The organism is Delftia sp. PX-1 (assembly GCF_055797465.1).
Window position 1 is genome coordinate 389,254 of sequence record NZ_CP184763.1, and the last position, 24,359, is coordinate 413,612.

The following is a 24,359-nucleotide window of genomic DNA, read 5'->3' on the forward strand; positions in this document are numbered from 1 at the left end:
ATTTCGCGCCAAACTCGAAGTGTGCATGTGCTCCCGTGGCATGCGCCGTCCTGCAATGGGTGTCTGCCGGATGGCGGGATGTTCATGGCCGCAGGGCGCATGGTTCTCCCGCTTGCGGGCGCGCTGGCTTTGGGCCTACCGGCTGTAGCGGCTTCCCGAATCCGCTGTAATGCTCGCTTTGATTTCTGACTGACTAGAGAGGGCTCGCCCATGACCAAAACGTCGCTGGATAAATCGAAGATCAAGTTCCTGCTGCTCGAAGGCATCCATCCGTCCGCACTCGAAGTGCTGCGCAACGCGGGCTACACCAATGTGGAGACCGTGACGGGCGCGCTGGAAGGCGAGGAGCTCAAGCGCAAGATCGCCGACGTGCACTTCGTCGGCATCCGTTCGCGCACGCAGCTGACGGCCGACGTGTTCGCCGCCGCGCAAAAGCTCGTGGCCGTGGGCTGCTTTTGCATCGGCACCAACCAGGTGGACCTGGACGCGGCGCGCGAGCGTGGCGTGGTGGTCTTCAACGCGCCTTACTCCAACACGCGCTCGGTGGCCGAGCTGGTGCTGGCCGAAGCCATTCTGCTGCTGCGCGGCGTGCCCGCCAAGAACGCCTCCGCCCACCGCGGCGGCTGGCTCAAGAGCGCCGAGAATTCCTACGAAATCCGCGGCAAGACGCTGGGCATCGTGGGCTACGGCTCCATCGGCACCCAGCTGTCGGTGATGGCCGAGTCGGTGGGCATGCAGGTGCTCTTCCATGACGTGTCCACCAAGCTGCCGCTGGGCAATGCGCGCCAGGCCGCATCGCTGGCCGATCTGCTGGCCGGCAGCGACATCGTCACCCTGCACGTGCCCGAGCTGCCCTCCACCCAGTGGATGATCGGCGCCAAGGAAATCGCGGCCATGAAGCCCGGCGCCATCCTGATCAATGCCTCGCGCGGCACCGTGGTGGAAATCGAGCCGCTGGCCGAGGCCCTGAAGGCCGGCAAGCTGCTGGGCGCCGCCATCGACGTGTTCCCCACCGAGCCGCGCAGCAACAAGGATGAATTCGTCTCGCCCCTGCGCGGCCTGGACAACGTCATCCTGACCCCGCACGTGGGCGGCTCCACCATGGAGGCCCAGGCCAACATCGGCCTGGAAGTGGCCGAGAAGCTGGTCAAGTACAGCGACAACGGCACCACCACCTCGGCGGTGAACTTCCCCGAAGTGGCCCTGCCCGCCCACCCCGGCCAGAACCGCATCCTGCACGTGCACCACAACCAGCCCGGCGTGCTGTCGGCCATCAACCAGGTGTTTGCCGAGAACGGCATCAACATTGCCGGCCAGTACCTGCGCACCGACGAGAAGGTGGGCTATGTGGTGATCGACCTGGCGGCCCAGTCCTCGGGCCTGGCGGTCGAGAAACTGACCCAGGTTCCCGGCACCATCCGCTGCCGCGTGCTGTTCTGATGGCCAGGTTTCAGGATGCTGCGCTTGGGCGCACTTCCTGAAACTGGCGCATTGCCGGGTCGCCCTATCTGCCCGGCTGCAGCAGCAGCCGCATCAGGTCCGTGCGCGTGATCAGGCCGGTCAGCCGGCCTTCGCGCATCACGGGAATGCAGGGCACGCTGTGCCGGGCCAGGGCGTCCAGCAACTGGCCCACGGGCGTGTCCTCGTCCACGCTGAGTTCAGGCGCATGAACCAGCTGGGGCAGCTCCGACAGGCGGGGCACGGCCCGGCTCTTGCCGGGCAGGCGCTGGCCCAGCCAGTTCAACAAAGAAGGTTTTGCCGCAGATTCGGCCGGGCGCACGGGGCTCATCCACAGCCACTCGTACAGCTCGGCACGGGAGACCGTGCCGGCCAGGCCGCCATCGGCGTCCAGCACCGGCAGGCTCTTGGCCGGGTGCGCGCGAAAGCGTGCGGCCACGGCGTGCACGTCGTCGTCCAAGGAGCAGCTCACGGGATCGCGCGTCATCAGCTGGGCGCAGCGCACGCCGCCCAGGCGGTGCTCGATGGCGGTTTCCTCGGCGGCGGCCAGCAGCTCGGCCAGGTCGTCGGCTTCCAGGTTGTTTTCCTGGCCGAAGCGCAGCAGCAGCGCCTCCAGATCGGCATGGGACAGGCCCAGGCGCGAGGCATGGCGATGGGCCGAATCGGCGGGCGAGGCCTTGGGCGCCGTGTCGGCATGGTGGGGATAGCGCCGGCCCGTGGCGCGGTGGAGCGCCGTGGCCGCCAGGACCAGCGCCAGCGTCAGCGCGCCCACGGGCACGAAGGGCAGCATCCAGCCGGCGGCCAGCGAGGCCTTGGCATTGAGCACCGTCAGCAGGGCCATGGCGCCACCCGGCGGATGCAGCGAGCGCGTCAGCAGCATGCAGCCTATGGCGCCACCCACGGCCAGCGCAGGGGCCAGCTGGGGAGGGCTCCACTGCAGCACGAACAGGGCCCAGAGCGCCGACACCGTATTGCCCACTACGCAGGACCAGGGCTGGGCCAGCGGGCTGGTGGGCACGGCGAACAGCAGCACAGCCGTGGCACCCAGCGGCGCGAACAGGCGCAGGGGAAGATCCCAGGTGCCCGCATGCGCCAGCCAGACCAGGGCCGTGGCCATTCCCATGCCCACGATGGAGCCCATGGCCACGCGCCACATGTCCGCAGGCGCGGGGCGTGGCACCACAGGCCCCCATGCTTTTCTGTTCCAGCCCATGGCCTTGTTGTCTTTTTGTCTTTGCCTGCGCGGCCCCGGGGAGGGCTGCAAAAGCGCGTCATTTTAGGAGGGGACGCCGCTCTTGCTGGCAGCATGGGCTTTGCACCCTTTCGGTGCAGCGCGCCTGCCGGCTCAGTCCACCACGGACTGGTACACGCCCTCGCGCATCACCCAGCGGTAGGGAATGCGCTGAGCCATGGACTGCATCATGAGGATGGCGAACAGGTCCTCCTGCGGATCGATCCAGAAGAAGGTGCCGTAGATGCCGCTCCATGAAAAGTCGCCCACGCTGCCCGGCAGCGGGTTGAGGCCCGGCGCCGTGCGCACCGCAAACCCCAGGCCGAAGCCCTGGCCCACGTCGGGCGAGGGCAGCTGGGCGCCGAAATACGCCATGTCCGGTCCCATGCGCACGCTGGCGGGCAGGTGGTTGGAGGTCATCAGCTCCACGGTCTTGCGCGAGACCAGGCGCACGCCGTCCAGCGTGCCGCCGTTGCGCCAGAACAGGCACAGCCGCGCGTAGTCGGCCATGGTCGAGACCATGCCACCGCCGCCCGACTCGAACACCATGGCGCGCGTGACCGGGGGGATGGGCGGCATCTGTTTCTGCGGCCCTTCGGGCTGGGGCCGCGCGGCGCGTGCGATCTCGCTGTCGGGCGCATGAAAGCCCGTGTCGGCCATGCCCAGCGGCCCGGTGATGTGTTCGCGCACGAAGGCGGCCAGCGTCTGGCCGCTGACCACCTCGACCACGCGGCCCAGCACGTCGGTGGACATGCCGTATTCCCAGGTCTCGCCGGGCTGGGCCACCAGCGGCAGCTGCGCGAGCCTGGTGATGAACTGCGCATTGGTGAACTTGCCGCTGAACAGGCCCGCATCCAGGTACATCTTCTTGACGGGGTGCTCGGTGCCGGCGAATCCATAGGGAATGCCGGAGGTGTGGCGCAGCAGGTCCTGCAGCGTGATGGAGCGTGCCAGCGGCGCGCGCTCCAGGCCCACGCGCAGCGCGGCCAGCTCGGGCAGGTACTGCTCCACAGGCTCGATGATGGACAGCCGCCCCTGCTCGGCCAGCATCATGATGGCCAGCGAGGTGATGGGCTTGCTCATGGAGGCGATGCGGAAGATGGCATCGGGCCGCATGGCCGTGCCGGCCTCGGGGTCCAGCAGGCCGAAGCTCTCCAGATAGGCGAGCTTGCCGCGCCGCGCCACCAGGGCCACGGCGCCCGGGATCTCGCCGGTGTCCACGCCGCGCTGCAGCCGGGCCGACAGGTGTGCCAGGCGCGCGCCGCCCAGGCCTACGGCTTCAGGGGAGTCGGCCCAGGGCAGGCCGGGGATGTGCAGGCGGTCGGTGCTGGCGGTCATGCTGTCTCCTCAGGTGCGATGGCAGGGATTCTGGAGACATGCGGGCGCAGGCGCTGTTCGGTGCGGGACAGCCGGCGCGGAGCGTGCACACGAAAAAAAGCCCGCCACGGTGGGCGGGCTTGGCGGGCCTGGTGGGCCGGGTGGACCGGGCGTGTGGTCAGGCCAGCTTGGCCTTGAGCAGCTCGTTGACCTGCGCCGGGTTGGCCTTGCCCTTGGAAGCCTTCATGACCTGGCCGACCAGGGCGTTGAAGGCCTTGTCCTTGCCTGCGCGGTACTGCTCCACGTTGGCCGGATTGGCGGCGATCACCTCGTCGATGATCTTCTCCAGCGCGCCCGTGTCGTTCATCTGCTTGAGGCCCTTGGCCTCGATGATGGCGTCGACATCGCTGCCTTCGCCGCTCCACAGCGCTTCGAACACCTGCTTGGCGGCGTTGTTGGAGATGGTGCCGTCGCCGATGCGCTTGATCAGCGCGGCCAGCTGGGCGCTGGAGACCTTGGCGGCCTCCATGCCGATTTCCTCGGTGTTCAGGCGGCGCGAGATCTCGCCCATGATCCAGTTGCTGGCCAGCTTGGGCGCATTGCAGGCCCGGGCCGTGTCCTCGAAGTAGGCGGCCATAGCCTGGCTTTGCGTCAGCGTGGTGGCGTCGTACTCGGGCAGGCCGTATTGCTCGACAAAGCGCGCGGCCATGGCGCGCGGCAGCTCGGGCATGTCGGCCCTGACCTGTTCCACCCACTCGGGCGCGACCACCAGCGGCGGCAGGTCGGGGTCGGGGAAGTAGCGGTAGTCGGCCGCGTCTTCCTTGGTGCGCATGGAGCGCGTCTCGCCCGTGTCGGGGTCGAACAGCACGGTGGCCTGCTGGATGCGGCGGCCGTCCTCGATTTCCTCGATCTGCCAGCGGATCTCGTAGTCGATGGCCAGCTGCATGTTCTTGAAGCTGTTGAGGTTCTTGATCTCGCGGCGCGTGCCCAGCGGCTGGCCGGGCTTGCGCACGGAGACGTTGGCGTCGCAGCGAAAGCTGCCTTCCTGCATGTTGCCGTCGCAGATGCCGATCCAGGTCACGATCTGGTGCAGCGTCTTGGCGTAGGCCACGGCTTCTTCCGTGCTGCGGATGTCGGGCTCGGTCACGATCTCCAGCAGCGGCGTGCCGGCGCGGTTCAGATCGATGCCCGACTGGCCGATGAAGTCCTCGTGCAGCGACTTGCCGGCATCTTCCTCCAGGTGGGCGCGCACCAGGCGGATGGTCTTCTTCTCGTCGCCGAGGAAGAAGGACACCTCGCCGCCCTGGACCACGGGAATCTCGAACTGCGAGATCTGGTAGCCCTTGGGCAGGTCGGGATAGAAGTAGTTCTTGCGCGCGAAGATGCTGCGCGGCGCAATGTGCGAGCCCAGCGCCAGGCCGAGGCGGATGGCGCACTCGACGGCCTTTTTGTTCATCACCGGCAGCGTGCCGGGCAGCGCCATGTCCACGGCGCAGGCCTGGGTGTTGGGCTCGGCGCCGAAGGCGGTGCTGGCGCGGCTGAAGATCTTGGACTGGGTGGCCAGCTGGGCGTGGGTCTCGAAGCCGATGACGACTTCATAGCCCTGGATGAGTTTCATCATTTGTTTTAGCTCTGTCTACGAATACCGCCCCGGCGACCAACGTCATAGCCCAGACGATAAATATCAGGAAGGTCAATTTTCTGTACAGGACCATCACGAAGCTGTAACACTCCTATTTCTACCAGCGTATCCCGGAGATCTAGTTCCTTTTTACTTTGACGCTTTTCTTGAATATCCCATGGAATAAACCAGGATTCGGAACGACTTTTTTCTTCAATGGTGGATATTGTCCTGTTTTTGGTATGTCGCCAATAATCAAGAAGTCTTATCCACTCCATGGGAACGGTCGTGCTTCTAATGACATCGAGGGCGTTTTCTACCCAAGGGTAATCTTCATTTAATTCCTGTACTCTATCATGAGAGGCTTTGCGAACCCCGCTGCGTATGGCCTCTGGATGCAAAACACGCTCTGAGAAATCTCCAAATCTGTCGCTGGTTTCTTCTAGCGCATGTGTCATTGCTCGAAAGAGTGTGCGCGGGCTAACGCGGTTTCGACCATCTGCTAAATGGTCATACCACCATGTAAAGACATAGCCCTTTCTTTTGTCTGAGCCCATGAAGGTTCCAGCAAACTCTTCTAGAAGCTTACGAATGCAATTGCTATCTCCTAGCGCTTTATTCGTCCATCTTTCATTGCATTTTGTCCAGTTGGATTCAACTATGCGGTTGCTCCAATCACGAAAATATGAGCTTCGCTGCCCAAGATAATGCCATAGGAGAGCGTAGAGATCCTCCCTGCTCCAAACAAGGTCAACTGCTTCATTCAAAAGCTTTGACGCATCTGAGAAATCGCTGACTTCGCGGGTGGTCATGTCTTCTCGTACAAAAGCTTTAAAGCGTAGGCCTTTGCTGCGTCTGAAATGAAGTAAAAACTGAAATAGGCCTCTTAAAAGTTTACGTGAGTCACCGAAGGCGCTGGCAACTAAGTCTAGTCCGTCAAATACTACTAAAACTTCTTTTTCGCTTGCATGATAATCGTCGCTTATTTTTTGAAGAGCAATTAAAAGCGCGTCTGGATTTTCATTTCCCCATTTAATTCTGGCACTCCAAGGGTCAAATTCACTACCTTTGGGAAATTTCATGCCTTGAGGGGTTGGGAATTGTGCGAGTACTAAAACTGCCCAGATATTCAATGGTTCAATATTTTGGTCATTCAGCCATTTGCTTAAAACTTGCTTGCTAGGAAGTTTTTGCTCAATACGATTATCCCATTGTATTGATTTGCAGTCCGTTAGATTTTTCCACCCTAATGTGGGCAATATATTGGCTAGCCCATTTCTAATGGGTTCATTTACTAAGGCCTCTGCCCAAAAGGATTTTCCGGCGCCTCTCATGCCACGCACGACCATAGTTTCGAGGCTTAGGGCTTTTCTGTGATGAGCAGGGACAAAAACGTCATCAATACTAGTGGGAGGAGCATCTGCTCTCCATGCGGTAAATTTTTCTAATGCATCGCGTCGCAATTCTTTTGTTACGTTATTCATTTGTTAATTCCGAGCCAATCAATGGCATTCTTTACAAAATCACCAAAGACTTTAGCCTGAAGTTCAGGACTCATGTGATCTTCAAACTGAAGTGGATCAAATGCACGCAACGAATCATCCCACCGGACTCGCCAAGGGTTGTGAGGCGCATCAACATCATCGAAGTCAAAATTAAAGGCATCTAGTCCATCAGTTCCTGGTGGAATTTCATCGTAAAGATCTTGAAACAGATCATACGAATTTTGCCGGAATGATTCAAAATAATTGGGCGCCAATGCTGGGTCTGGTGTTAAAGCAGAAACTAGTTGTAGATCTTCTCTGAAATCTTCTGCTGTATGAATGCTGGGATGGCGTTGTAGATGTCTGAATAGTAAGTTGTAAGCATCCCAAGTTTGACTGGTATTGATCGCAAACAGGAAGACGCGGGCACCTAGGCGTGTAATGGCAACTGCTGCAGTGTCATCTATGCCTGCGCGGCTATCTAGCAAGATTACGTCCGGATTGTATTCTGCTTCCAGTTTCTTAAGTGCCCTATCAAGCCTTTGAGCATACGACTCGCCATTCTCAGTTGTGGTATAAAGGCGTCCTAGTTTATTTACATATGAGTCCGATTTTCTACCGAACGCAGGAACAACGAAGATTCGACCGGAAACTATTTTGTTAAGCGGACTGCCTTCTACCATGCCACCTAATTCAAATAATGTGTTGGCGTCTGTTGGGCTAAGGGCATCTGCAGAAAACCAGTCTACCAAGCCATAATCTGGTCGAGCGTCTGGTGACATAAGACTGGATGATAGTCCTGGAGACTCGAAATCAGCATCCACAACTAACACACGTTTTCCCAATTGGGCAATACTAATGCAAAGTCCGACTAATGCGGTACTACGGCCAACGCCACCTTTGACACCAAAAAATACGCCTCGAGGAACATGTGAAGCTGTCTGGGAAATACGTGGGCGAAGCCAGTCCAGTTCTTTCTCTTGTCGATCAAGAACATAAATTTCAACTGGGTTTTTCTGTATAAGAGATTTATCTTCGCTTTCCCAGATATCTGCGGGGTCAAATAAATCATCTTCGAACATAAAAAGCATAGAAGCTGTATCTTCGCCATCTTCCTTGCTATGTCCTGCGCTAAGTAGGCCTAGTTCTTTGTTAAGCTCGGTTGCAGCGAAAATTAATTCGTCATACTGCTGGTCCTGGGGTCTTTTCCCTGGTATACAAATATGTAGGCGGCCTGCCCAGTCACGGACGATGACCAAAGGCCGTGTGGAAAGGCGCTTTTTCCAGAATTCAGCTCTATGATTTATTAATTCCAAGCACTTGGAGATTGCGGAATCCCAGTCGAAATGGCTAATGGTCATCTAATTAGGCCTTTTCTGATGTTGTGTGCTAGTTTGACAAGCTGAGTGGCTGCCTCTTCTTGTTTTGATAAGATCGATTCATTAAAGCAATCTGCGCTGTTTTTGTAATACCTCTGATCAACCGTCCAATCGTCGAAATGCTTCTTGAACATCAAGGCTTGACTTCTTATTGCGTGACGACGAGCTAAAGTACTATGTGATTCAAATTCGCGCCAAAAGTCTTGAAGATGTCCTCTGACAATATTGACTGAGCCTAGTTTGGTCTGCAACATGGATTTGAGTGCACATTCGGCGGCAAAGCCAAAAAGTTGGCTGGCGCCCGCAAAAGATGCAGGCGTCGCTGAATAAAGTACCCTTGCGTCTACCAAGTGGCGGTTTGCTGCTCCAAAGTAGTCGTCACTCATAGGATGCTGCTGTAGTTGCGTGCCAATTCGTGGCCTGCTGGAAGCGGTGGGCGGCGTTGAGCAGCTGGCCTTCCTTGAAGTAGTTGCCGATCAGCTGCAGGCCCACGGGCATGCCGGCCTCGCCAAAGCCTGCGGGCACGCTCATGCCGGGCAGGCCGGCCAGCGATGCGGGCAGCGTGAAGATATCGGCCAGGTAGTTGGCCAGCGGGTCGCTCTTTCCGCCCAGCTGCCAGGCCACGGTGGGCGCGGCGGGGCCGGCGATCACGTCGCACTGCTGGAAGGCGGCCTGGAAGTCGTCGGCGATCATGCGGCGGATCTTCTGCGCCTGCAGGTAGTAGGCGTCGTAGTAGCCCTCGGACAGCACGTAGGCGCCGATCATGATGCGGCGCTTGACCTCGTCGCCGAAGCCTTCGGCGCGGGTCTTCTTGTACATGTCCACCAGGTCCGTGTAGTCCTTGGCGCGGTGGCCGAACTTCACGCCGTCGAAGCGCGAGAGGTTGGACGATGCTTCGGCCGGGGCCAGGATGTAGTACACGGGAATCGACAGCTCGGTGCGCGGCAGCGAGATCGGCACCAGGCGGGCGCCCAGCTTCTCGTATTCCTTGAGCGCGCCATCCACGGCGGCGCGCACGTCGGCCGACAGGCCTTCGCCGAAGAACTCGGCGGGGATGCCGATGCGCAGGCCTTCGATGCCGTCGTTCAGGCGGGCCGTGAAGTCTTCGGCGGGCACGTCCAGGCTGGTGGAGTCGCGGTCCAGGTCGGGGCCGCACATCTCGGACAGCAGCAGGGCGCAGTCCTCGGCGCTCTTGCCCATGGGACCGGCCTGGTCCAGGCTGGAGGCGAAGGCGATCATGCCGTAGCGGCTGGCGCGGCCATAGGTGGGCTTGATGCCCGTGATGCCGCAAAACGATGCGGGCTGGCGGATGGAGCCGCCCGTGTCGGTGCCGGTGACGGCGGGCGCCAGGCCGGCGGCCACGGCCACGGCCGAGCCGCCCGAGGAGCCGCCGGGCACGCGGTCCAGGTTCCAGGGATTGCGCACGGGCGCGGGTGCGTCGAAGCCCACGGGCGCGACGGCCGAGTTCTCGTTGGCCGAGCCCATGGCGAATTCGTCGCAGTTGAGCTTGCCCAGCGTCACGGCGCCGGCCTCGGCCAGGCGGGTGACCACGGTGGCGTCGAAGGGCGAGCGGTAGCCGGCCAGCATCTTGCTGGAGGCCGTGGTCGGGAAGTCGCGCGTGACGAAGATGTCCTTGTGCGCAATGGGCACGCCAGCCAGGCGGCCGCCCTTGCCTTGGGCAATCAGTGCGTCGGCAGCGCGGGCCTGGGCCAGGGTGGCCTCTTCGTCGATGCTGACGAAGGCGCCCAGGTTCTGGTGCGCCTGGGCGCGGGCCAGGAAATGCTGGGCGGCTTCGACGGCGCCGAGCTTGCGCTCGCGCAGCAGGGCCGACAGGGCCGACACGCCGAGCGTGTGCAGATCAGTGGTTTGCTGGGTCATGTATGGGATGCGGAAAACGGGGACGGATGCCAGGGGACAGGAAGCAGGGCGAGCGACGCCCGGCGCTCACTCGATCACCTTGGGGACCAGGAACAGGCCGCGCTCGACGGCCGGGGCGCTGCGCTGATTGGCGTCGCGCTGGTCGGGCTCGCTGGCAATGTCCTCGCGCAGGCGCAGGGCAATGTCCTGGATGGCGGCGACCGGATGTGACAGCGGGCTGACGCCCGAAGTATCCACAGCCTGCATCTTCTCCACGATGCCGAAAAAATCATTGAGCTGGCCTAGCATGCGCTCACTCTCTGCGGAAGAGAGCTCGAGCCGTGCGAGGTTCGCGATGCGTGCGATGTCTTGTGCGTTCAGTGCCATAGGAATTTTGAAGGGGGCAACGGGATGTAAACCCGCATTTCAAGCCCCGGCAGTACAAGTTATTCACAGGGGATACGGTATTATCTCGGCTTTGCCGCAAGACCCTCTCCGAGCTGGTCATTGTGCGAAAAGCCAACCCCATCCAGACTCCCTAACTTTCATCCCGGCGATGGCAGGCCGACGAGCATGCCGTGCCTGAGAGGACTCTCGTAATGTTCGGAGCTTTCCGTCGGTATTTCTCCACCGACCTTGCCATTGATCTTGGCACAGCCAACACCCTGATTTTCGCCCGCGACAAGGGCATTGTTCTGGACGAACCCTCCGTTGTCGCCATCCGCCACGAAGGCGGCCCGCATGGCAAGAAGGTGATCCAGGCGGTGGGCCGTGAAGCCAAGGCCATGCTGGGCAAGGTGCCCGGCAACATCGAGGCCATCCGCCCGATGAAGGACGGCGTGATTGCCGACTTCGTCATCACCGAGCAGATGATCAAGCAGTTCATCAAGATGGTGCATCCGCGCTCGGTGCTCACGCCCAGCCCGCGCATCATCATCTGCGTGCCCTGCGGCTCCACCCAGGTCGAGCGCCGCGCCATCAAGGACGCGGCCGAGGCGGCAGGCGCCACCTCCGTCTACCTGATCGAGGAACCCATGGCCGCCGGCATCGGTGCCGGCCTGCCGGTGTCCGAGGCCTCGGGCTCCATGGTGGTGGACATCGGTGGCGGTACCACCGAAGTCGGCGTGATCTCGCTGGGCGGCATGGTCTACAAGGGCTCCGTGCGCGTGGGCGGCGACAAGTTCGACGAAGCCATCATCAGCTACATCCGCCGCAACTACGGCATGCTGATCGGCGAGCCCACGGCCGAATCCATCAAGAAGAACATCGGCTCGGCCTTCCCCGGCTCCGAAGTCAAGGAGATGGAAGTCAAGGGCCGCAACCTCTCCGAAGGCGTGCCGCGCAGCTTCACCATCTCGTCCAACGAGGTGCTCGAAGCCCTGACCGACCCGCTCAACCAGATCGTCAGCGCCGTCAAGAACGCGCTGGAGCAGACCCCGCCCGAGCTGGGCGCCGACATTGCCGAGCGCGGCATGATGCTGACCGGCGGCGGCGCGCTGCTGCGCGACCTGGACCGCCTGCTGGCCGAAGAGACGGGCCTGCCCGTGCTCGTGGCCGAGGAACCGCTGACCTGTGTGGTGCGCGGCTGCGGCATGGCGCTGGAGACCATGGACCGCCAGGGCAGCATCTTCACCAGCGACTGACGCGGCGCAGGCCGGGGCCCGTTGTCGCGGGCCCGGGCGGCGGCCGACCGACTGCAACGTTTTTCTTCTCCCTTCCGTGGTGACCTGCATGCTTGCCCTGCCTTCCTTCGCACCGGGCCCGGCCCGTGCTTTCCAGGCCGCAGCAAGTGCGGCAGGGCAGGCCCTGCCGCGCGGGAGGGGCGCATGAATCCCAACACCCTGGACCACTCGGCGCCCTCGCTGTTCAAGCGGCGGCCCTCGCGCGTCTCCCAACTGGCCATCTACAGCGCATTGGCGCTGTTTCTGATGGTGGCCGACGCGCGTTTCAGGATCACCGACCCCGTGCGCGTGGCCGTGTCCACCGTGCTGTACCCCGTGCAGTGGGTGATGCTCAAGCCGGTGGAGGCCGTGCACGACGCCAGCCGCTACCTGGGCTCGCTGGACGAGGCCCAGACCCGGGAGCAGGGCGCCCGCAAGGAACTGGTGGCCATGGCCCAGCGTGCCTCGCTGGCCGACGAACTGATCCAGGAAAACGACCATCTGCGCGAGCTGCTGCAGCTGCGCGACCGCCTGACCACGCCCGGCACGGCGGCCGAAGTGGTCTACGACAGCCCCGACCTCTATACCCGCCGTGTGGTCATCGACCGCGGCCAGGTGGACGGCATCGCCCAGGGCTCGCCCGTGCTCGATGAAAAGGGCGTGGTCGGCCAGGTCACGCGCGTGTATCCGCTGCGTTCCGAGGTCACCCTGCTCATCGACCGCGACCAGGCCATTCCCGTCTTCAACCCGCGCACCGGTGCACGCAGCGTGGCCTATGGCGACCCGTCGCCGCTGCGCACCGGCGGCATCGAGCTGCGCTTCATGCCCAGCAATGCCGATGTGCAGGAAGGCGACCTGCTGACCACCAGCGGCGTCGACGGCCTGTACCCGCCGGGCCTGCCCGTGGCCAAGGTGGTCTCGGTGGAGCGCCGCGCGGACTCGGCCTTCTCCCGCATCTACTGCGAACCCGTGGGCCGCGTGCAGGGCGTGCGCCACGTGGTGGTGCTCAAGCCGCTGGACCGCGCCACGCATCCCGAGGCGGAAGGCGCTGCCGAACCCCTGCGCGCCGGCAAGGGCAAGGAAAAAGACAAGGGCAAGGAAAAAGACAAGGCCAAGGACGGCAAGGGCAAGGAAGCCGCCAAGGACGGCGGCAAGGCCGGCAAGACAGATGCGCCGGCCACGCCTGCCGCACCCGCTGCTCCCGCCGCACCCGCCTCCGCCAGGAAGGAGCCCGCATGATCATGCCGCGCGGCCAGCAGCTGCTGCTGCCGGTCAATCCCCTGTTCATCGTCGTCAGCCTGCTGGCGGCGCTGGCACTCAACATGCTGCCGCTGGGCCGCCAGGCCTGGCAGCCGGACCTGCTGATGGTGCTGCTGGCCTTCTGGGCGCTGAACCAGCCCCAGCGCGTGGGCATGGGCGTGGCCTTTTTGCTGGGCCTGTGCATGGATGTGGACCGCTCCTCCCTGCTGGGCCAGCATGCGCTGGCCTATGCGCTGCTGGTGTTCGCGGCCGGCGCCATGGGCCGGCGCCTGTCGTGGTTCTCCACGCCCGTGCAGGCGCTGCACCTGCTGCCGCTGTTTGCCGTGGTGCACGGCCTGCAGGTGCTGCTGCGCATGGTGGCCGGTGGCATCATGCCCGGCCCGCTGGTGGTCGTCGCGCCTTTGATCGAGGCCCTGCTGTGGCCCCTGGTCAGCGGCCTGCTGCTGGCGCCTCAGCGCCGCCCGCCGGACAGTGACGAGAACCGTCCCCTGTGAGGCTTGACGCGTGATGGAAATCCGCAATACAGAAGCCGAGCTGCAGCGATTCAGGTTGCGCGCATGGGTGATGAGCGTGGTGGTGCTGCTGGCCTTCGGGCTGGTGGTGGCGCGCTTGCTGGTGCTGCAGGTGCAGCGCCATGAGGAGCTGTCCGAGCGCGCCGAAAGCAACCGCACGGCCGTGGTGCCCATCGTGCCCAACCGGGGCCAGATCCTGGACCGCAACGGCGTGGTGCTGGCCACCAACTACTCGGCCTACACGCTGGAGATCATGCCCTCGCGCGCGGGCAACCTTGAAGAGACCATCGACAGCCTGGCCGAGATCGTCGAGATCACGCCGCGCGACCGGCGCAAGTTCAAGCGCCTGGTGGACGACTCCCGCAGCTTCGACTCCCTGCCCATCCGCACGCGCCTGACCGATGACGAGGTCGCGCGCTTTGCCGCGCAGCGCTACCGCTTCCCGGGCGTGGACATCAAGGCGCGGCTGTTCCGCACCTATCCCATGCAGGACACGGCCAGCCATGTCATCGGCTACATAGGCCGCATCAACCAGCGCGAGAAAGAGGCGCTGGAAGACTCCGACGACGCCGCCAACTACCGTGGCACCGACGTCATCGGCAAGCTGGGCGTGGAGCAGAGCTACGAAACCGACCTCCACGGCCAGACCGGCTGGGAGGAAATGGAAACCTCGGCCGGCGGACATGCCGTGCGCAAGCTTGGCAGCCGCCCCGCCACGCCCGGCGACAGCCTGGTGCTGTCGCTGGACATCAAGCTGCAGCGCATGGTGGAGGAGCTGTACGGCGACCGCCGCGGCGCCCTGGTGGCCATCGATCCGCGCAGCGGCGAAGTGCTGGCCATGGTCAGCCGTCCCACCTTCGACCTGAACCTCTTCGTCGATGGCATCGACCAGGAGAGCTGGACCACGCTCAACGAATCCATCAACCGCCCGCTGCTCAACCGCGCGCTGCGGGGCACCTATCCGCCGGGCTCCACCTACAAGCCCTTCATGGCGATTGCCGCGCTGGAGTCGGGCAAGCGCCGCCCGGACACCACCATCATGGACAACGGCAGCTGGACCTTCGGCGGCCACACCTTCCGCTCGGGCCACCCCAACGGGCCGACCAACCTGCGCCGCTCCATCATCAAGTCGTCCAACGTGTACTACTACATGCTGGCCAACGACATGGGCGTGGACATGATCCACGACTACATGAAGCCGCTGGGCTTCGGCCAGCTCACCGGCATCGATGTGCGCGGCGAGGCGCGCGGCGTGCTGCCCAGCACCGAGTGGAAGCGCAACACCTACAAGCGGCCCGAGCAGAAGAAGTGGTACGCGGGCGAGACCATCTCGCTGGGCATCGGCCAGGGCTACAACAACTTCACCATCCTGCAGCTGGCCAATGCCATGTCCACGCTGGCGGCCAAGGGCGTCAAGCACCGCCCCCACCTGGCCGTGGGTCGTGTCGATGCCGTCACGCAGCAGTTCTCGGCCATCAACAAGGATCCAGGCACCAGCATGGGCTACAAGCCCGAGAACGTGGAGGCCGTGCGCGCCGCCGTGGCCGCCGTGACGGTGGAGGGCACCTCGCGCGGCATCTTCGGCAACGCGCCCTACACATCCACCGGCAAGACCGGCACGGCCCAGGCCGTGGGCGTGCGCCAGAACGAGAAGTACAACGCGGCACGCCTGTCCGAGTTCCAGCGCGACCACTCGCTGTACATCGCCTACGCGCCGGCCGACAACCCCACCATTGCCGTCGCTGCCATCGTGGAGAACGCCGGCTTCGGTGCCGCTGCCGCCGCACCGCTGGCGCGCCGCGTGTTCGACTACTGGCTGCTGGGCCGCTACCCCAGCCTGGAAGACATGGCCGCCATGCGCAAGGGCCAGGCCGGCGTGCCCATAGGCACCCCGCGCCGCGTCTCCGAAATCACGCTGGATGCGGAAACCGTGAACCTGCCCGGCCTGCCGCGCTATGAGCCGCCCGAGGCGCCGGTCCCCGTGCCCGCAGGCCGCCCGGCGGTGCTGTCGCCGCCTTCGGCTGCCGAGCTGGAGGATTGAGGCACGCTTGTGTGCCGCTGCAAGCGGGTCTGAGCCCTGCGCGGCAGATTCAGTGCTGCCAGGGATCGATGACCGTGACCCCGCAGTCCGCAAAGTCCCGCACATTGCGGGTGGCAAGGCTGGCTCCCCTTGAGCGGGCGATGGCCGCAATCATGGCGTCGAACTGGCTGATGGGTCTGCCGGACTGCCTTCGGGCCGCGGCGATCTGCGCATAAGCGTCAGCGGCACCGTTGTCGAACTCCAGGACGCGGCCTGCCATATCGATGTCCAAGATGGCCTGCACTGCAGCCAGCAACCCATGCTTGCGCTGTCCCTGCGGCAACAGCAGGACGCCGTACAGCAATTCGCCGCGCGTGATGGCTGTGGTGAGCAAACTGGAGCGGGGCTGGCTGGCCAGCCATTCCATGGCGCGCCTGTCGGGATCGGGGCGCAGAGCCTCGGACAGGACGTTGGTGTCGAGAATGATCACCGGCTGGCACCCAGCGGATTGCGAATGGGCTCGCGCTGCGCAAGCACCAGTTCAACGCCGCCCAGGGGCTCGACCCGGGCCCGGATGGAGTCGAACAGTGAATGCCCCTCCGCCGCATTGGCTGCGAGTGCCGCGCGCAAGATGTTGCGGGCCTCTTCTTCCATGGAGTGGCCGTGCAGGTCCGCCTGCAGACGCAGCCGGGCCTGCAGGTCTTCATCCAGATCGTGGATCGTCATGGTAGTCATGGCCAGGCTCCTTTCGGGTCAATGACGCATGGTAGTCATGGACACGCAAGGCGACAACGGCATGCCCCCTGCGCATGAGGGCACGCAAGGCGACGAATCAGGGCTTCGGCCTCAATGCCCCATGCGCCCGATGAACGCCGCGATCCGCTCGCTGGCCGGGTTGCCGAAGAATTCGGCCGGTGGCGCCTCGTGGGCGATGCAGCCCTGGTCGAAGAACATCACGCGGTCGGCCACCTCGCGGGCGAAGCCCATTTCGTGGGTGACCACGATCATGGTCATGCCGCCGCGTGCCAGCTCGCGCATCACGTCCAGCACCTCCTGGACCATCTCCGGGTCCAGCGCGCTGGTGGGCTCGTCGAACAGCATCACCTGCGGCTCCATGGCCAGGGCGCGGGCAATGGCCACGCGCTGCTGCTGGCCGCCCGACAGCTGCCACGGGTACTTGTGGGCGTGGGCCTGCATGCCCACGCGCTCCAGCAGGGCCATGGCCTTGGCATTGGCCTGGGCGCGCGGCGTTTTGTGGATGCGGCGCGGCGCCAGGGTCACGTTGTCCAGCACCGTCATGTGGCCGAACAGGTTGAACTGCTGGAACACCATGCCCACTTCGCAGCGCTGCTTTTGCAGCGTGGCTTCGTTGTCGGTGACTTCGACGCCGTCGATGGTGATGCGCCCGCCATCATGCGGCTCCAGCCGGTTGATGGCGCGCAGCAGCGTGGACTTGCCCGAGCCCGAGGCGCCGATGATCACCGTCACCTCGCCCGTGCAGAACTGCGTGGAAACGCCCTTGAGCACCTGGTGGCTGCCGAAGGACTTGGTGACCTTCTCGGCCACGATGTAGGGCATGCCCCGTGCCAGCTTGTCGGCGCTCATTTGTGGCGGCCCTCCACGTCGAAGCGGTACTCCACGGCAGCCGTGACCTGGGTCACCAGCGTGGTCAGCACCAGGTAGGTCACGCCCACGGTGACCAGGGTCTCCACGGGCTGGAAGGTGGCCGACTGGATGCGGTTGCCCACATTGGTCAGCTCCACCACGCCGATGGCGTACGCCAGCGACGAATCCTTGAGCAGGGCCACGAAGTTGCTCACCAGCGGCGGCAGCGAGATCTTGAAGGCCTGCGGGAACACCACGTCCATGAAGACGCGGCTGCGCGGCAGGCCCAGCGCGCGTGCGGCCTCGGCCTGGCCGCGCGGCACGGCCTGCAGGCCGGCACGCACGGCTTCGGCGTTGTAGGCGCCCACGTTCAGCGCCAGCGCAATGCAGGCGGCGGCGAAGTCGGGCAGGTTCAGGCCCGGGATCAGCACCGGCAGCGCGAAGTAGATGAACAGGATCTGCACCAGCAGCGGCGTGCCGCGGATCGCCCAGACGTAAAAGCCTGCAGCCCAGCGCAGGGCGGCCGTGCGTGAGGTGCGCGCCAGCGCGGCGGCGATGCCCAGCACCAGGCCGGCGGCGCCGCTGGCCAGCGTCAGGTACAGCGTGGTGCGCGCGCCATCGGCGAAGGTGTCGGCATTGGAGCCTATGGGCTCGGGCAGCAGGGACAGCAACTGCCCCAGCAGCGAAACCACGAGCACCATCAGCAGCAGGGCCGTGACCAGGGTGGCGTTGCTGCGCTGCGAGCGGCTCCAGTGGGCGGGCCAGAGGACGGTAAGCATAGGTGGGCTAGAAACAAAAAGGCGCCCTGCAAGTGGGCGCCGGTCGGGCAGATCTGCCCGGGGCCTCAGTCAGGGCAGCGGATGTCTTCGTGGAAATATTTCTGCGACAGCTTGGCGTAGCTGCCGTCGGCCAGGGCGTCCTTGAAGGCCTTGTTCCAGGCGTCGGCCAGCGACTTGTTGTCCTTGGCCACGGCGGCGGCGATGCGCTCGACCAGCAGCATCTCGCCCTGCTTGAGCTGGGCATTGGGGTTCTTCTGCTGCAGTTCCTTGGCAATGAAGCGCTCGGTCACCCAGGCGTCCACCCGCTTGGACAGCAGCGCATTGCGCGCGGCCTCGTTCGTGGGGAAGTTGACCAGGCGCTTGATGCCGGTCACGTTCTTCTCCATGTACTGCAGATAGGTGGAGCCGGTCTGCACCGACACCGTCTTGCCCGCCAGGTCCTTGGCCGAACGGATGGCCGGGTCCAGCGACATCACGATGCCGCCCGAGCAGTAGTGGGGCTGGGTGAAGGTCACGGCCTTCTCGCGCTCGGGCGTGATGCCGTGCGAGGAAATCACCAGATCCCAGCGGTCCTGCTGCAGGCCGGTCAGCAGGGCGTCGAAGCTGATGGTCTTCCACTCGTACTTCACGCCCATCTTGCCGGCCAGCATCTGTGCCAGCTCGACCTCGAACCCGGTCAGCTGCTTGCCCTCGAAATGGGCAAAGGGCGCGTAATAGCCTTCGGTGGCCAGGCGCAACGTGCCTTCCTTCTGGATGGCGTCGAAGGGGCGGGCCTGAACGCCTGCGGCGGTCCACAGGGCCAGCGCGGCGGCGGCGATGACGGTAATGCGTTTCATGGAAGCTCCAGGAGGGCTGTCGCTCAGGACCTGACCCCGGCGCCGCAAGATGGGGAAAGCGCCAACGCACGGATCGGTGCATGGCCATGGACGGCGGGGCCGATTGCGTGGCTGCGCGGCGGGTCGGGTGCAGCCGCTGGCAGGGGTGCGACATGCACCTGCCGCCGCAGCTCAAGGCGAAAAGTCGGCAATTATAGAAGGTTGCCGTCGCCGATGCCGATGGCAGGTGTTGCGGATGCCGCTGGCCTGCCTGCTCAGGCGATGAAGGCGTCGTAGCCGGTCTTGAGGATCAGCAGGCTCACCACGCCGATGAAGATGCCCCGCACGAAGCCCGTTCCATGGCGCAGGGCCATGTGCGTGCCCAGCATGGCGCCCAGCACGTTGGCCACCGCCATGGGGACGGCCAGGTGCCACCAGATATGGCCCTTGAGCGCGAACAGCGCCAGCGCCGCCAGGTTGGTGGCCATGTTCAGCAGCTTGGCCGAGGCCGAGGCGTTCAGGAAGTCATAGCCCATCAGCCGCACGAACAGGAACACGAAGAAGCTGCCCGTGCCGGGGCCGAAGAACCCGTCGTAGAAGCCGATGGCCAGGCCGATGGCGCAGGCGATCAGCGTCTCGGCGCGGCCCGAATAGCGCGGCGTGTGGTTGCGGCCCATGTCCTTGCGCGCCAGCGTATAGACCAGCACGCCCAGCAGCACCAGCGGCAGCAGCTGGCGCAGGAAGTCGGGGGAGATCTGCGTGACGGCCCAGGCCCCCGCAAAGGAGCCCGCCATGCCCACGCAGGCGGCCGGCATCATCGCGCGCCAGGGCAACTGCACCTTGCGGCCGTACTGCCAGGTGGACATGGCCGTGCCCCAGACGGAGGCGCTCTTGTTGGTGCCCAGCAGGGTGGCCGGTGGTGCGGTGGGGAAGGTGGCGAACAGCGCGGGCAGCAGGATGAGGCCTCCGCCGCCCACGATGGCGTCCACGAAGCCGGCCAGCATCGAGGCCAGCGAGACGATGATCCATTCCATAGGGCGGCGATTGTCGCACCGCCACGGTGCCGCATCAGGCTGGCCGCAGGCATAAAAAAAGCGCCGGACTTGCCGGCGCTCTGGGAAATGCATCTTGGGATGCTATTTATGAATGTTGATCTGGTTGTGTACGAGTTGTCTCCTCGGCCCCTCTTGTGCAGCACTGTGGTACCGCGAGAGTGGATGGACTTTAATGGCCGCACCTGGGTGGTGCATCGGGGATTTCCCGCAGTTGCCGCGAAAGTGCGGGATTGCACCAGCAAGGGGCTGGGACGATGATTGCCGGTTGCCGGACGTTCAGCGCATGCGCAGCACCAGCTTGCCGAAAGCACCCCGCTCCAGATGCTCCAGGGCTGCCGGCAGATCGGCCAGCGCGTATTCGCTGTCGATCACAGGTTGCAGCTTCAGCCAGTCCACGGCACGCACCAGATCCTGCAGCGCACGCCGGTGTGCCACGCCGATGCCCTGAACGGTGGCGCGTCCCAGCAGCAGCGGATAGACCGAGCCGCGCAGCTCGTCGCCCTGCAGATTGCCGATCACCGACACGCGGCCTCCCTGTGCCAGGGCCGATAGTGAGCGGCCGAAGTTATCCCCCCCGGCCAGTTCCAGCACATGGTCGGCGCCGCGTCCTCCCGTGAGGGCGCGCACCTCGGCGGCCCAGTCCGGCGTGCGGTGGCGGTGGATGCCGTGGTCTGCACCCAGCTGTGCAGCCCGCGCCAGCTTGTCGTCGCTGCCCGAAACCACCACCACGCGCGCACCCTGGGCATGGGCGATCTGCATGGCGAACAGCGCCACGCCGCCCGTGCCCATGATGACCACGGTGTCCCCGGGCCGCGTGGGCGCGGACTCGGCCAGCGCGAACCAGGCGGTTGCGCCCGCGCACGTCAGGGTGCTGGCCTGCGCAAAGTCCAGCTGACGGGGCGCGGCGACCAGGTTGTCTTCGCCCAGCACCACGTATTCCGACAGCATGCCCGGCCCGGGCGAGCCCAGCGGCAGGCTGGTGCGCGGCTGCACGCCGTCCTGCCAGCCGCAGAAGAAGGTGCTGATCACGGCGTCGCCAACCGCGAACTCCGCGACGCCCGGGCCGATGGCGACCACCTCGCCAGCCATGTCCGAGCCGGGCACCAGGGGCAGGGCCGGCCCCATGCCCATGCCGTCGCGCAGGATCAGCAGATCGCGGTAGTTCAGCGATGCCGCATGCACGCGCACCAGTACCTGGCCCTGCCCGGGCTCGGGAATGGGGACTTGCACCAGCTGCAGGTTTTCATGGCCCAGGGCGGGCAGTTGCCATTGCTGCATGAATGGGGAAGACGCAGGCACGGTCATGGAAGGCGGTCCTTTCGAGGCAGATATCAAACAGGACTTCAGTCTATTGATTCCTCCATAATTGCATTGATTCAATTGAGGCTATGGTTTGTAGAATTTATGGAACCAATTGCAAATGACAGGCTGGCAGGCGTCAGCGCTTTCGTCGCCTCGGCCGAGGCCGGCAGCTTCGCCCAGGCGGCCGAGCGCCTGGGCCTTACGCGCTCGGCTGTTGGCAAGGCCGTGGCGCGGCTGGAAGAGCGCCTGGGCGCGCGGCTGTTCGTGCGCACCACGCGCAGCCTGGGGCTGACCGAGGACGGCCAGATGTTCTACGAGCGCTGCGCGCAGGCGCTGGAGGACCTGGATGCCGCCCGGCACATGCTGGAAGCCGGGCGGCGGGAAGTGGTGGGCCGGCTGCGCATCAGCGCACCCGTGGTCTTCGGCCGCCACCACGTGGCTCCCTTGCTGCTGGAGCTGGCGCAGCTGCATCCGCGCCTGCGCATCGAGGCCAGCTTCACCGACCGCCAGCTGGACTTCGCCGATGACGGCATCGACCTGGCCATACGCAGCGGGGAACTGTCTGACAGCGACTGGCTGGTTGCGCGGCGCCTTGGCATGCAAACCATGGTGCTGTGCGCATCACCCGCCTATCTGCAGGTCCATGGCGCGCCGCGCAGCGTGGCCGACCTGGCCGGGCATCGCTGTATTGCCTATATGCGCAGTGGCCGCGCCGCCCCCTGGGGGCTGGCCGGTGAGGATGGATCGCTGGCCGCGCCCGTGCTGGAGCCGGCGCTGGGCTTTGACGACATAGAAACCATCGCCACGGCCACGCTGCAGGGCGCGGGCCTGGCCCACATGCCGCTGTGGCGGGTGCGCAGTGCGCTGGACAGCGGGGCGCTGGTGCGCCTGCTGCCCGACGTGCCGGCCGCGCGCATTCCCCTGCATGTGCTGTGGCCGCGCACGCGCTTTCTGCCCTACCGGCTGCGCGTGACCATCGATGCGCTGCTGGCGGCGATTCCGCCGCTGCTGCAGGAGCAGTCCTAGGCGGCCAGCGCAACGGCCGGTTCCGTGCTCTGCCGTGCCGGCTCCTGGCCCCGGCCCTGCCTGTCCGCAAGAATCCAGCCGGCGGCCTTCTCCGCCATCATCAGCGTCGGGCTGTTGGTGTTGCCGCTGGTGATGCGCGGCATGGCGCCTGCGTCGATCACGCGCAGGCCCTGTACGCCGCGCACGCGCAGGCGGCTGTCGAGCACGGCCATGGGGTCGTCGGCGCGGCCCATTCGCGTGGTCCCCACCGGGTGGAAGATGGTGGTGGCAATGTCGCCGGCCAGGCGGGCCAGGTCCTCGTCGCTCTGGTATTGCACGCCGGGCTTCCATTCCTCGGGGGCAAAGCGCGCCAGCGCGCTCTGGCTGACGATGCGCCGCGTCACGCGCAGGCTGTCGGCGGCCACCTGCCGGTCCTCGGGCGTGGACAGGTAGTGCGGCGCAATGGCAGGCGCCTGGCGGAAGTCCCCGCTGCGGATGCGTACCGTGCCCCGGCTGGTGGGGTTGAGGTTGCAGACGCTGGCCGTGAAGGCCGGAAAACCGTGCAGCGGCTCGCCGAAGGCGTCCAGCGACAGCGGCTGCACGTGGTACTGGATATTGGGGTGCGCCTGCTGGGGGCTGCTGCGCGTGAAGGCGCCCAGCTGCGAGGGCGCCATGCTCATGGGGCCGCTGCGGCGCAGCAGGTACTCCAGGCCGATGCCGGCCTTGCCCCACAGCGAATTGGCCATGGTGTTGAGCGTGCGCGCGCCCTTGATCTTGTAGACCGAGCGGATCTGCAGATGGTCCTGCAGGTTCTCGCCCACGCCGGGCAGGTCGTGGCGCACGGCAATGCCGTGGTTCTGCAGCAGCGCGCCCGGGCCGATGCCCGACAGCTGCAGGATCTGCGGGGAGTTGACGGCGCCCGCGCACAGCAGCACCTCCTGGCTTGCCTGCACATCGACCATTTCCGAGCCGGTCCAGACCTGTGCGCCGCTGCAGCGCAGGCCGCCGGCGGGCAGCGGCTCGAACAGCAGCCGGCTGACCTGGGCATGGGTCCACAGCTCGAAGTTGGGGCGGCCATAGCAGGTGGGCCGCAGGAAGGCCTTGGCGGTGTTCCAGCGCAGGCCGCCCTTCTGGTTGACCTCGAAGTAGCCCACCCCCTCGTTGCTGCCGCCGTTGAAGTCCTCGGTGGCCGGAATGCCGGCCTGCTGGGCGGCTTCGGCAAAGGCATCCAGGATGTCCCAGCGCAGGCGCTGCCGCTCCACGCGCCATTCGCCGCTGCCGCCTGTGCCCGTGCCGCCGTGCAGGGCGCGAAAGCGCGCATCGGCGTTGCCCCCGGCGTCCAGCCGCCAATGGCTTTCATGCTGGCGAAAGGCCGGCAGCACCTGGTCCCAGCGCCAGGCGTCGTCGCCGGTCAGCTCGGCCCAGCCGTCGTAGTCGCGGGCCTGGCCGCGCATGTAGATCATGCCGTTGATGCTGGAGCAGCCGCCCAGCGTCTTGCCGCGCGGATAGCGCAGGCTGCGGCCGTTGAGCCCTTCGTCGGGTTCGGTCTGGTACAGCCAGTCGGTGCGCGGATTGCCGATGCAGTACAGGTAGCCCACGGGGATGTGGATCCAGTGGTAGTCGTCCTTGGCGCCCGCCTCGATCAGCAGCACCCGGCTGCGGCCGTCGCGCGAGAGCCTGTTGGCCAGGAGGGCGCCTGCCGTGCCGGCGCCGATGACGATGTAGTCGAAGGTGGTATTGCTCATGGAGATGGGCGGGCGTCCGCTGCGGGCCGGAACGTCCTTGGGAGCCGGGGTTGGTGCTTCGGCCCATTGTGCGGACGGCATGCGCACTGTCGAGAGGGAAAGCGCGCTGGACTCCTTTTTTCGCAGCAGCGCATGCAGCAGCGATAGCGGTCCCGCTGGTTTTTTGATAAAAATTGCACGCGTAGGGCAAAGCCGTCGCGCACACGGCGTTGCGGGGCAATCTGCGGGCCGCGCCGCTCGGTTATCCTGCGGT

22 protein-coding genes are annotated in these 24,359 nt (G+C 64.8%); 6 read left to right on the forward strand and 16 right to left on the reverse strand.

Annotation, left to right across the window (positions count from 1 at the left end; all coding sequences use genetic code 11):
• The first annotated feature begins 210 nt into the window (after positions 1-210).
• A complete protein-coding gene (gene serA / locus ACN20X_RS01795; RefSeq protein WP_012202286.1) occupies positions 211-1,440 on the forward strand; it encodes a phosphoglycerate dehydrogenase in 1,230 nt (409 codons plus the stop codon).
• Positions 1,441-1,504: 64 nt separating this feature from the next.
• Here the strand turns inward: serA and ACN20X_RS01800 are convergent, their stop codons facing one another.
• From ACN20X_RS01800 to gatC, 8 genes are all read right to left on the reverse strand, one after another.
• Positions 1,505-2,641 (reverse strand): HPP family protein, encoded by a 1,137-nt coding sequence (locus ACN20X_RS01800; RefSeq protein ID WP_473210236.1) that lies wholly within the window; start codon positions 2,639-2,641, stop codon positions 1,505-1,507.
• 162 nt (positions 2,642-2,803) lie between these two features.
• On the reverse strand, positions 2,804-4,027 hold the full coding sequence (locus ACN20X_RS01805; RefSeq protein WP_473210237.1) for a serine hydrolase domain-containing protein: 1,224 nt from the start codon (positions 4,025-4,027) through the stop codon (positions 2,804-2,806).
• Between the two features lie 157 nt (positions 4,028-4,184).
• Positions 4,185-5,627: an Asp-tRNA(Asn)/Glu-tRNA(Gln) amidotransferase subunit GatB gene (gatB, locus tag ACN20X_RS01810; protein ID WP_473210238.1), complete on the reverse strand. Its 1,443-nt coding sequence runs from the start codon at positions 5,625-5,627 to the stop codon at positions 4,185-4,187.
• 5 nt (positions 5,628-5,632) lie between these two features.
• A complete protein-coding gene (locus tag ACN20X_RS01815; protein ID WP_473210239.1) occupies positions 5,633-7,111 on the reverse strand; it encodes a P-loop NTPase family protein in 1,479 nt (492 codons plus the stop codon).
• Entirely contained in the window at positions 7,108-8,472 is a 1,365-nt protein-coding gene (locus tag ACN20X_RS01820) for a tyrosine-protein kinase family protein (RefSeq protein WP_473210240.1), read from the reverse strand. The genes ACN20X_RS01815 and ACN20X_RS01820 overlap by 4 nt, the downstream gene beginning before the upstream one ends.
• Positions 8,469-8,876 carry a hypothetical protein gene (locus tag ACN20X_RS01825; protein WP_473210241.1) on the reverse strand — a complete coding sequence of 136 codons (408 nt, stop codon included), beginning with the start codon at positions 8,874-8,876 and terminating at the stop codon, positions 8,469-8,471. The genes ACN20X_RS01820 and ACN20X_RS01825 overlap by 4 nt, the downstream gene beginning before the upstream one ends.
• Positions 8,869-10,368, reverse strand: coding sequence for an Asp-tRNA(Asn)/Glu-tRNA(Gln) amidotransferase subunit GatA (gene gatA, locus ACN20X_RS01830; protein WP_473210242.1), 1,500 nt, complete (start codon positions 10,366-10,368; stop codon positions 8,869-8,871). Before gatA ends, ACN20X_RS01825 begins: the two co-directional genes overlap by 8 nt.
• Positions 10,369-10,434: 66 nt before the next feature.
• Positions 10,435-10,734 (reverse strand): Asp-tRNA(Asn)/Glu-tRNA(Gln) amidotransferase subunit GatC, encoded by a 300-nt coding sequence (gene gatC, locus ACN20X_RS01835; RefSeq protein ID WP_016448550.1) that lies wholly within the window; start codon positions 10,732-10,734, stop codon positions 10,435-10,437.
• A 212-nt stretch (positions 10,735-10,946) separates the two neighbouring features.
• On the opposite strand from gatC, the gene ACN20X_RS01840 reads away from it, so the two are divergent.
• The 4 genes from ACN20X_RS01840 to mrdA all read left to right on the forward strand — a co-directional run bounded on the left by ACN20X_RS01840 (position 10,947) and on the right by mrdA (position 15,821).
• Positions 10,947-11,990, forward strand: coding sequence for a rod shape-determining protein (locus ACN20X_RS01840; protein WP_012202293.1), 1,044 nt, complete (start codon positions 10,947-10,949; stop codon positions 11,988-11,990).
• Between the two features lie 183 nt (positions 11,991-12,173).
• A complete protein-coding gene (gene mreC / locus ACN20X_RS01845; protein WP_070080819.1) occupies positions 12,174-13,247 on the forward strand; it encodes a rod shape-determining protein MreC in 1,074 nt (357 codons plus the stop codon).
• Positions 13,244-13,762, forward strand: coding sequence for a rod shape-determining protein MreD (gene mreD / locus ACN20X_RS01850; protein ID WP_016448548.1), 519 nt, complete (start codon positions 13,244-13,246; stop codon positions 13,760-13,762). Before mreC ends, mreD begins: the two co-directional genes overlap by 4 nt.
• 13 nt (positions 13,763-13,775) lie before the next feature.
• On the forward strand, positions 13,776-15,821 hold the full coding sequence (mrdA, locus tag ACN20X_RS01855) for a penicillin-binding protein 2 (protein WP_016453588.1): 2,046 nt from the start codon (positions 13,776-13,778) through the stop codon (positions 15,819-15,821).
• Positions 15,822-15,870: 49 nt separating this feature from the next.
• Here mrdA and ACN20X_RS01860 read toward each other — a convergent pair whose 3' ends face one another.
• The 7 genes from ACN20X_RS01860 to ACN20X_RS01890 all read right to left on the reverse strand — a co-directional run bounded on the left by ACN20X_RS01860 (position 15,871) and on the right by ACN20X_RS01890 (position 21,359).
• Positions 15,871-16,290 carry a type II toxin-antitoxin system VapC family toxin gene (locus ACN20X_RS01860; RefSeq protein WP_016453587.1) on the reverse strand — a complete coding sequence of 140 codons (420 nt, stop codon included), beginning with the start codon at positions 16,288-16,290 and terminating at the stop codon, positions 15,871-15,873.
• Positions 16,287-16,535: a FitA-like ribbon-helix-helix domain-containing protein gene (locus ACN20X_RS01865; protein ID WP_016453586.1), complete on the reverse strand. Its 249-nt coding sequence runs from the start codon at positions 16,533-16,535 to the stop codon at positions 16,287-16,289. The genes ACN20X_RS01860 and ACN20X_RS01865 overlap by 4 nt, the downstream gene beginning before the upstream one ends.
• Positions 16,536-16,646: 111 nt before the next feature.
• Positions 16,647-17,405: an amino acid ABC transporter ATP-binding protein gene (locus ACN20X_RS01870; RefSeq protein ID WP_012202297.1), complete on the reverse strand. Its 759-nt coding sequence runs from the start codon at positions 17,403-17,405 to the stop codon at positions 16,647-16,649.
• Positions 17,402-18,184, reverse strand: a complete 783-nt coding sequence (locus ACN20X_RS01875) for an amino acid ABC transporter permease (protein ID WP_016448543.1) — start codon at positions 18,182-18,184, stop codon at positions 17,402-17,404. Before ACN20X_RS01875 ends, ACN20X_RS01870 begins: the two co-directional genes overlap by 4 nt.
• 65 nt (positions 18,185-18,249) lie before the next feature.
• Positions 18,250-19,020 (reverse strand): ABC transporter substrate-binding protein, encoded by a 771-nt coding sequence (locus ACN20X_RS01880; protein WP_017404916.1) that lies wholly within the window; start codon positions 19,018-19,020, stop codon positions 18,250-18,252.
• Positions 19,021-19,274: 254 nt separating this feature from the next.
• Positions 19,275-20,033, reverse strand: coding sequence for a sulfite exporter TauE/SafE family protein (locus tag ACN20X_RS01885; RefSeq protein ID WP_141832744.1), 759 nt, complete (start codon positions 20,031-20,033; stop codon positions 19,275-19,277).
• A 297-nt stretch (positions 20,034-20,330) separates the two neighbouring features.
• Positions 20,331-21,359, reverse strand: a complete 1,029-nt coding sequence (locus ACN20X_RS01890; protein ID WP_016448540.1) for a zinc-dependent alcohol dehydrogenase family protein — start codon at positions 21,357-21,359, stop codon at positions 20,331-20,333.
• Positions 21,360-21,458: 99 nt separating this feature from the next.
• Between ACN20X_RS01890 and ACN20X_RS01895 the strand changes: the two genes are divergently transcribed.
• Positions 21,459-22,382 carry a LysR family transcriptional regulator gene (locus ACN20X_RS01895; RefSeq protein ID WP_016448539.1) on the forward strand — a complete coding sequence of 308 codons (924 nt, stop codon included), beginning with the start codon at positions 21,459-21,461 and terminating at the stop codon, positions 22,380-22,382.
• Here the strand turns inward: ACN20X_RS01895 and ACN20X_RS01900 are convergent.
• Positions 22,379-24,106, reverse strand: a complete 1,728-nt coding sequence (locus ACN20X_RS01900) for a GMC family oxidoreductase N-terminal domain-containing protein (protein ID WP_209672790.1) — start codon at positions 24,104-24,106, stop codon at positions 22,379-22,381. The two genes, ACN20X_RS01895 and ACN20X_RS01900, sit on opposite strands and share 4 nt — an antisense overlap.
• Positions 24,107-24,359: the final 253 nt, after the last annotated feature.

Coding starts and splice junctions, on each gene's coding strand:
- ACN20X_RS01820 (WP_473210240.1), bottom strand. CDS start 8,472: ATGACCATTAGCCATTTCGACTGGGATTCCGCAATCTCCAAGTGCTTG.
- ACN20X_RS01825 (WP_473210241.1), bottom strand. CDS start 8,876: ATGAGTGACGACTACTTTGGAGCAGCAAACCGCCACTTGGTAGACGCA.
- ACN20X_RS01815 (WP_473210239.1), bottom strand. CDS start 7,111: ATGAATAACGTAACAAAAGAATTGCGACGCGATGCATTAGAAAAATTT.
- mreC (WP_070080819.1), top strand. CDS start 12,174: ATGAATCCCAACACCCTGGACCACTCGGCGCCCTCGCTGTTCAAGCGG.
- ACN20X_RS01895 (WP_016448539.1), top strand. CDS start 21,459: ATGGAACCAATTGCAAATGACAGGCTGGCAGGCGTCAGCGCTTTCGTC.
- gatB (WP_473210238.1), bottom strand. CDS start 5,627: ATGATGAAACTCATCCAGGGCTATGAAGTCGTCATCGGCTTCGAGACC.
- gatC (WP_016448550.1), bottom strand. CDS start 10,734: ATGGCACTGAACGCACAAGACATCGCACGCATCGCGAACCTCGCACGG.
- ACN20X_RS01885 (WP_141832744.1), bottom strand. CDS start 20,033: ATGGAATGGATCATCGTCTCGCTGGCCTCGATGCTGGCCGGCTTCGTG.
- serA (WP_012202286.1), top strand. CDS start 211: ATGACCAAAACGTCGCTGGATAAATCGAAGATCAAGTTCCTGCTGCTC.
- ACN20X_RS01840 (WP_012202293.1), top strand. CDS start 10,947: ATGTTCGGAGCTTTCCGTCGGTATTTCTCCACCGACCTTGCCATTGAT.
- ACN20X_RS01805 (WP_473210237.1), bottom strand. CDS start 4,027: ATGACCGCCAGCACCGACCGCCTGCACATCCCCGGCCTGCCCTGGGCC.
- ACN20X_RS01875 (WP_016448543.1), bottom strand. CDS start 18,184: ATGCTTACCGTCCTCTGGCCCGCCCACTGGAGCCGCTCGCAGCGCAGC.
- mreD (WP_016448548.1), top strand. CDS start 13,244: ATGATCATGCCGCGCGGCCAGCAGCTGCTGCTGCCGGTCAATCCCCTG.
- ACN20X_RS01865 (WP_016453586.1), bottom strand. CDS start 16,535: ATGACTACCATGACGATCCACGATCTGGATGAAGACCTGCAGGCCCGG.
- ACN20X_RS01890 (WP_016448540.1), bottom strand. CDS start 21,359: ATGACCGTGCCTGCGTCTTCCCCATTCATGCAGCAATGGCAACTGCCC.
- mrdA (WP_016453588.1), top strand. CDS start 13,776: ATGGAAATCCGCAATACAGAAGCCGAGCTGCAGCGATTCAGGTTGCGC.
- ACN20X_RS01880 (WP_017404916.1), bottom strand. CDS start 19,020: ATGAAACGCATTACCGTCATCGCCGCCGCCGCGCTGGCCCTGTGGACC.
- ACN20X_RS01870 (WP_012202297.1), bottom strand. CDS start 17,405: ATGAGCGCCGACAAGCTGGCACGGGGCATGCCCTACATCGTGGCCGAG.
- gatA (WP_473210242.1), bottom strand. CDS start 10,368: ATGACCCAGCAAACCACTGATCTGCACACGCTCGGCGTGTCGGCCCTG.
- ACN20X_RS01900 (WP_209672790.1), bottom strand. CDS start 24,106: ATGAGCAATACCACCTTCGACTACATCGTCATCGGCGCCGGCACGGCA.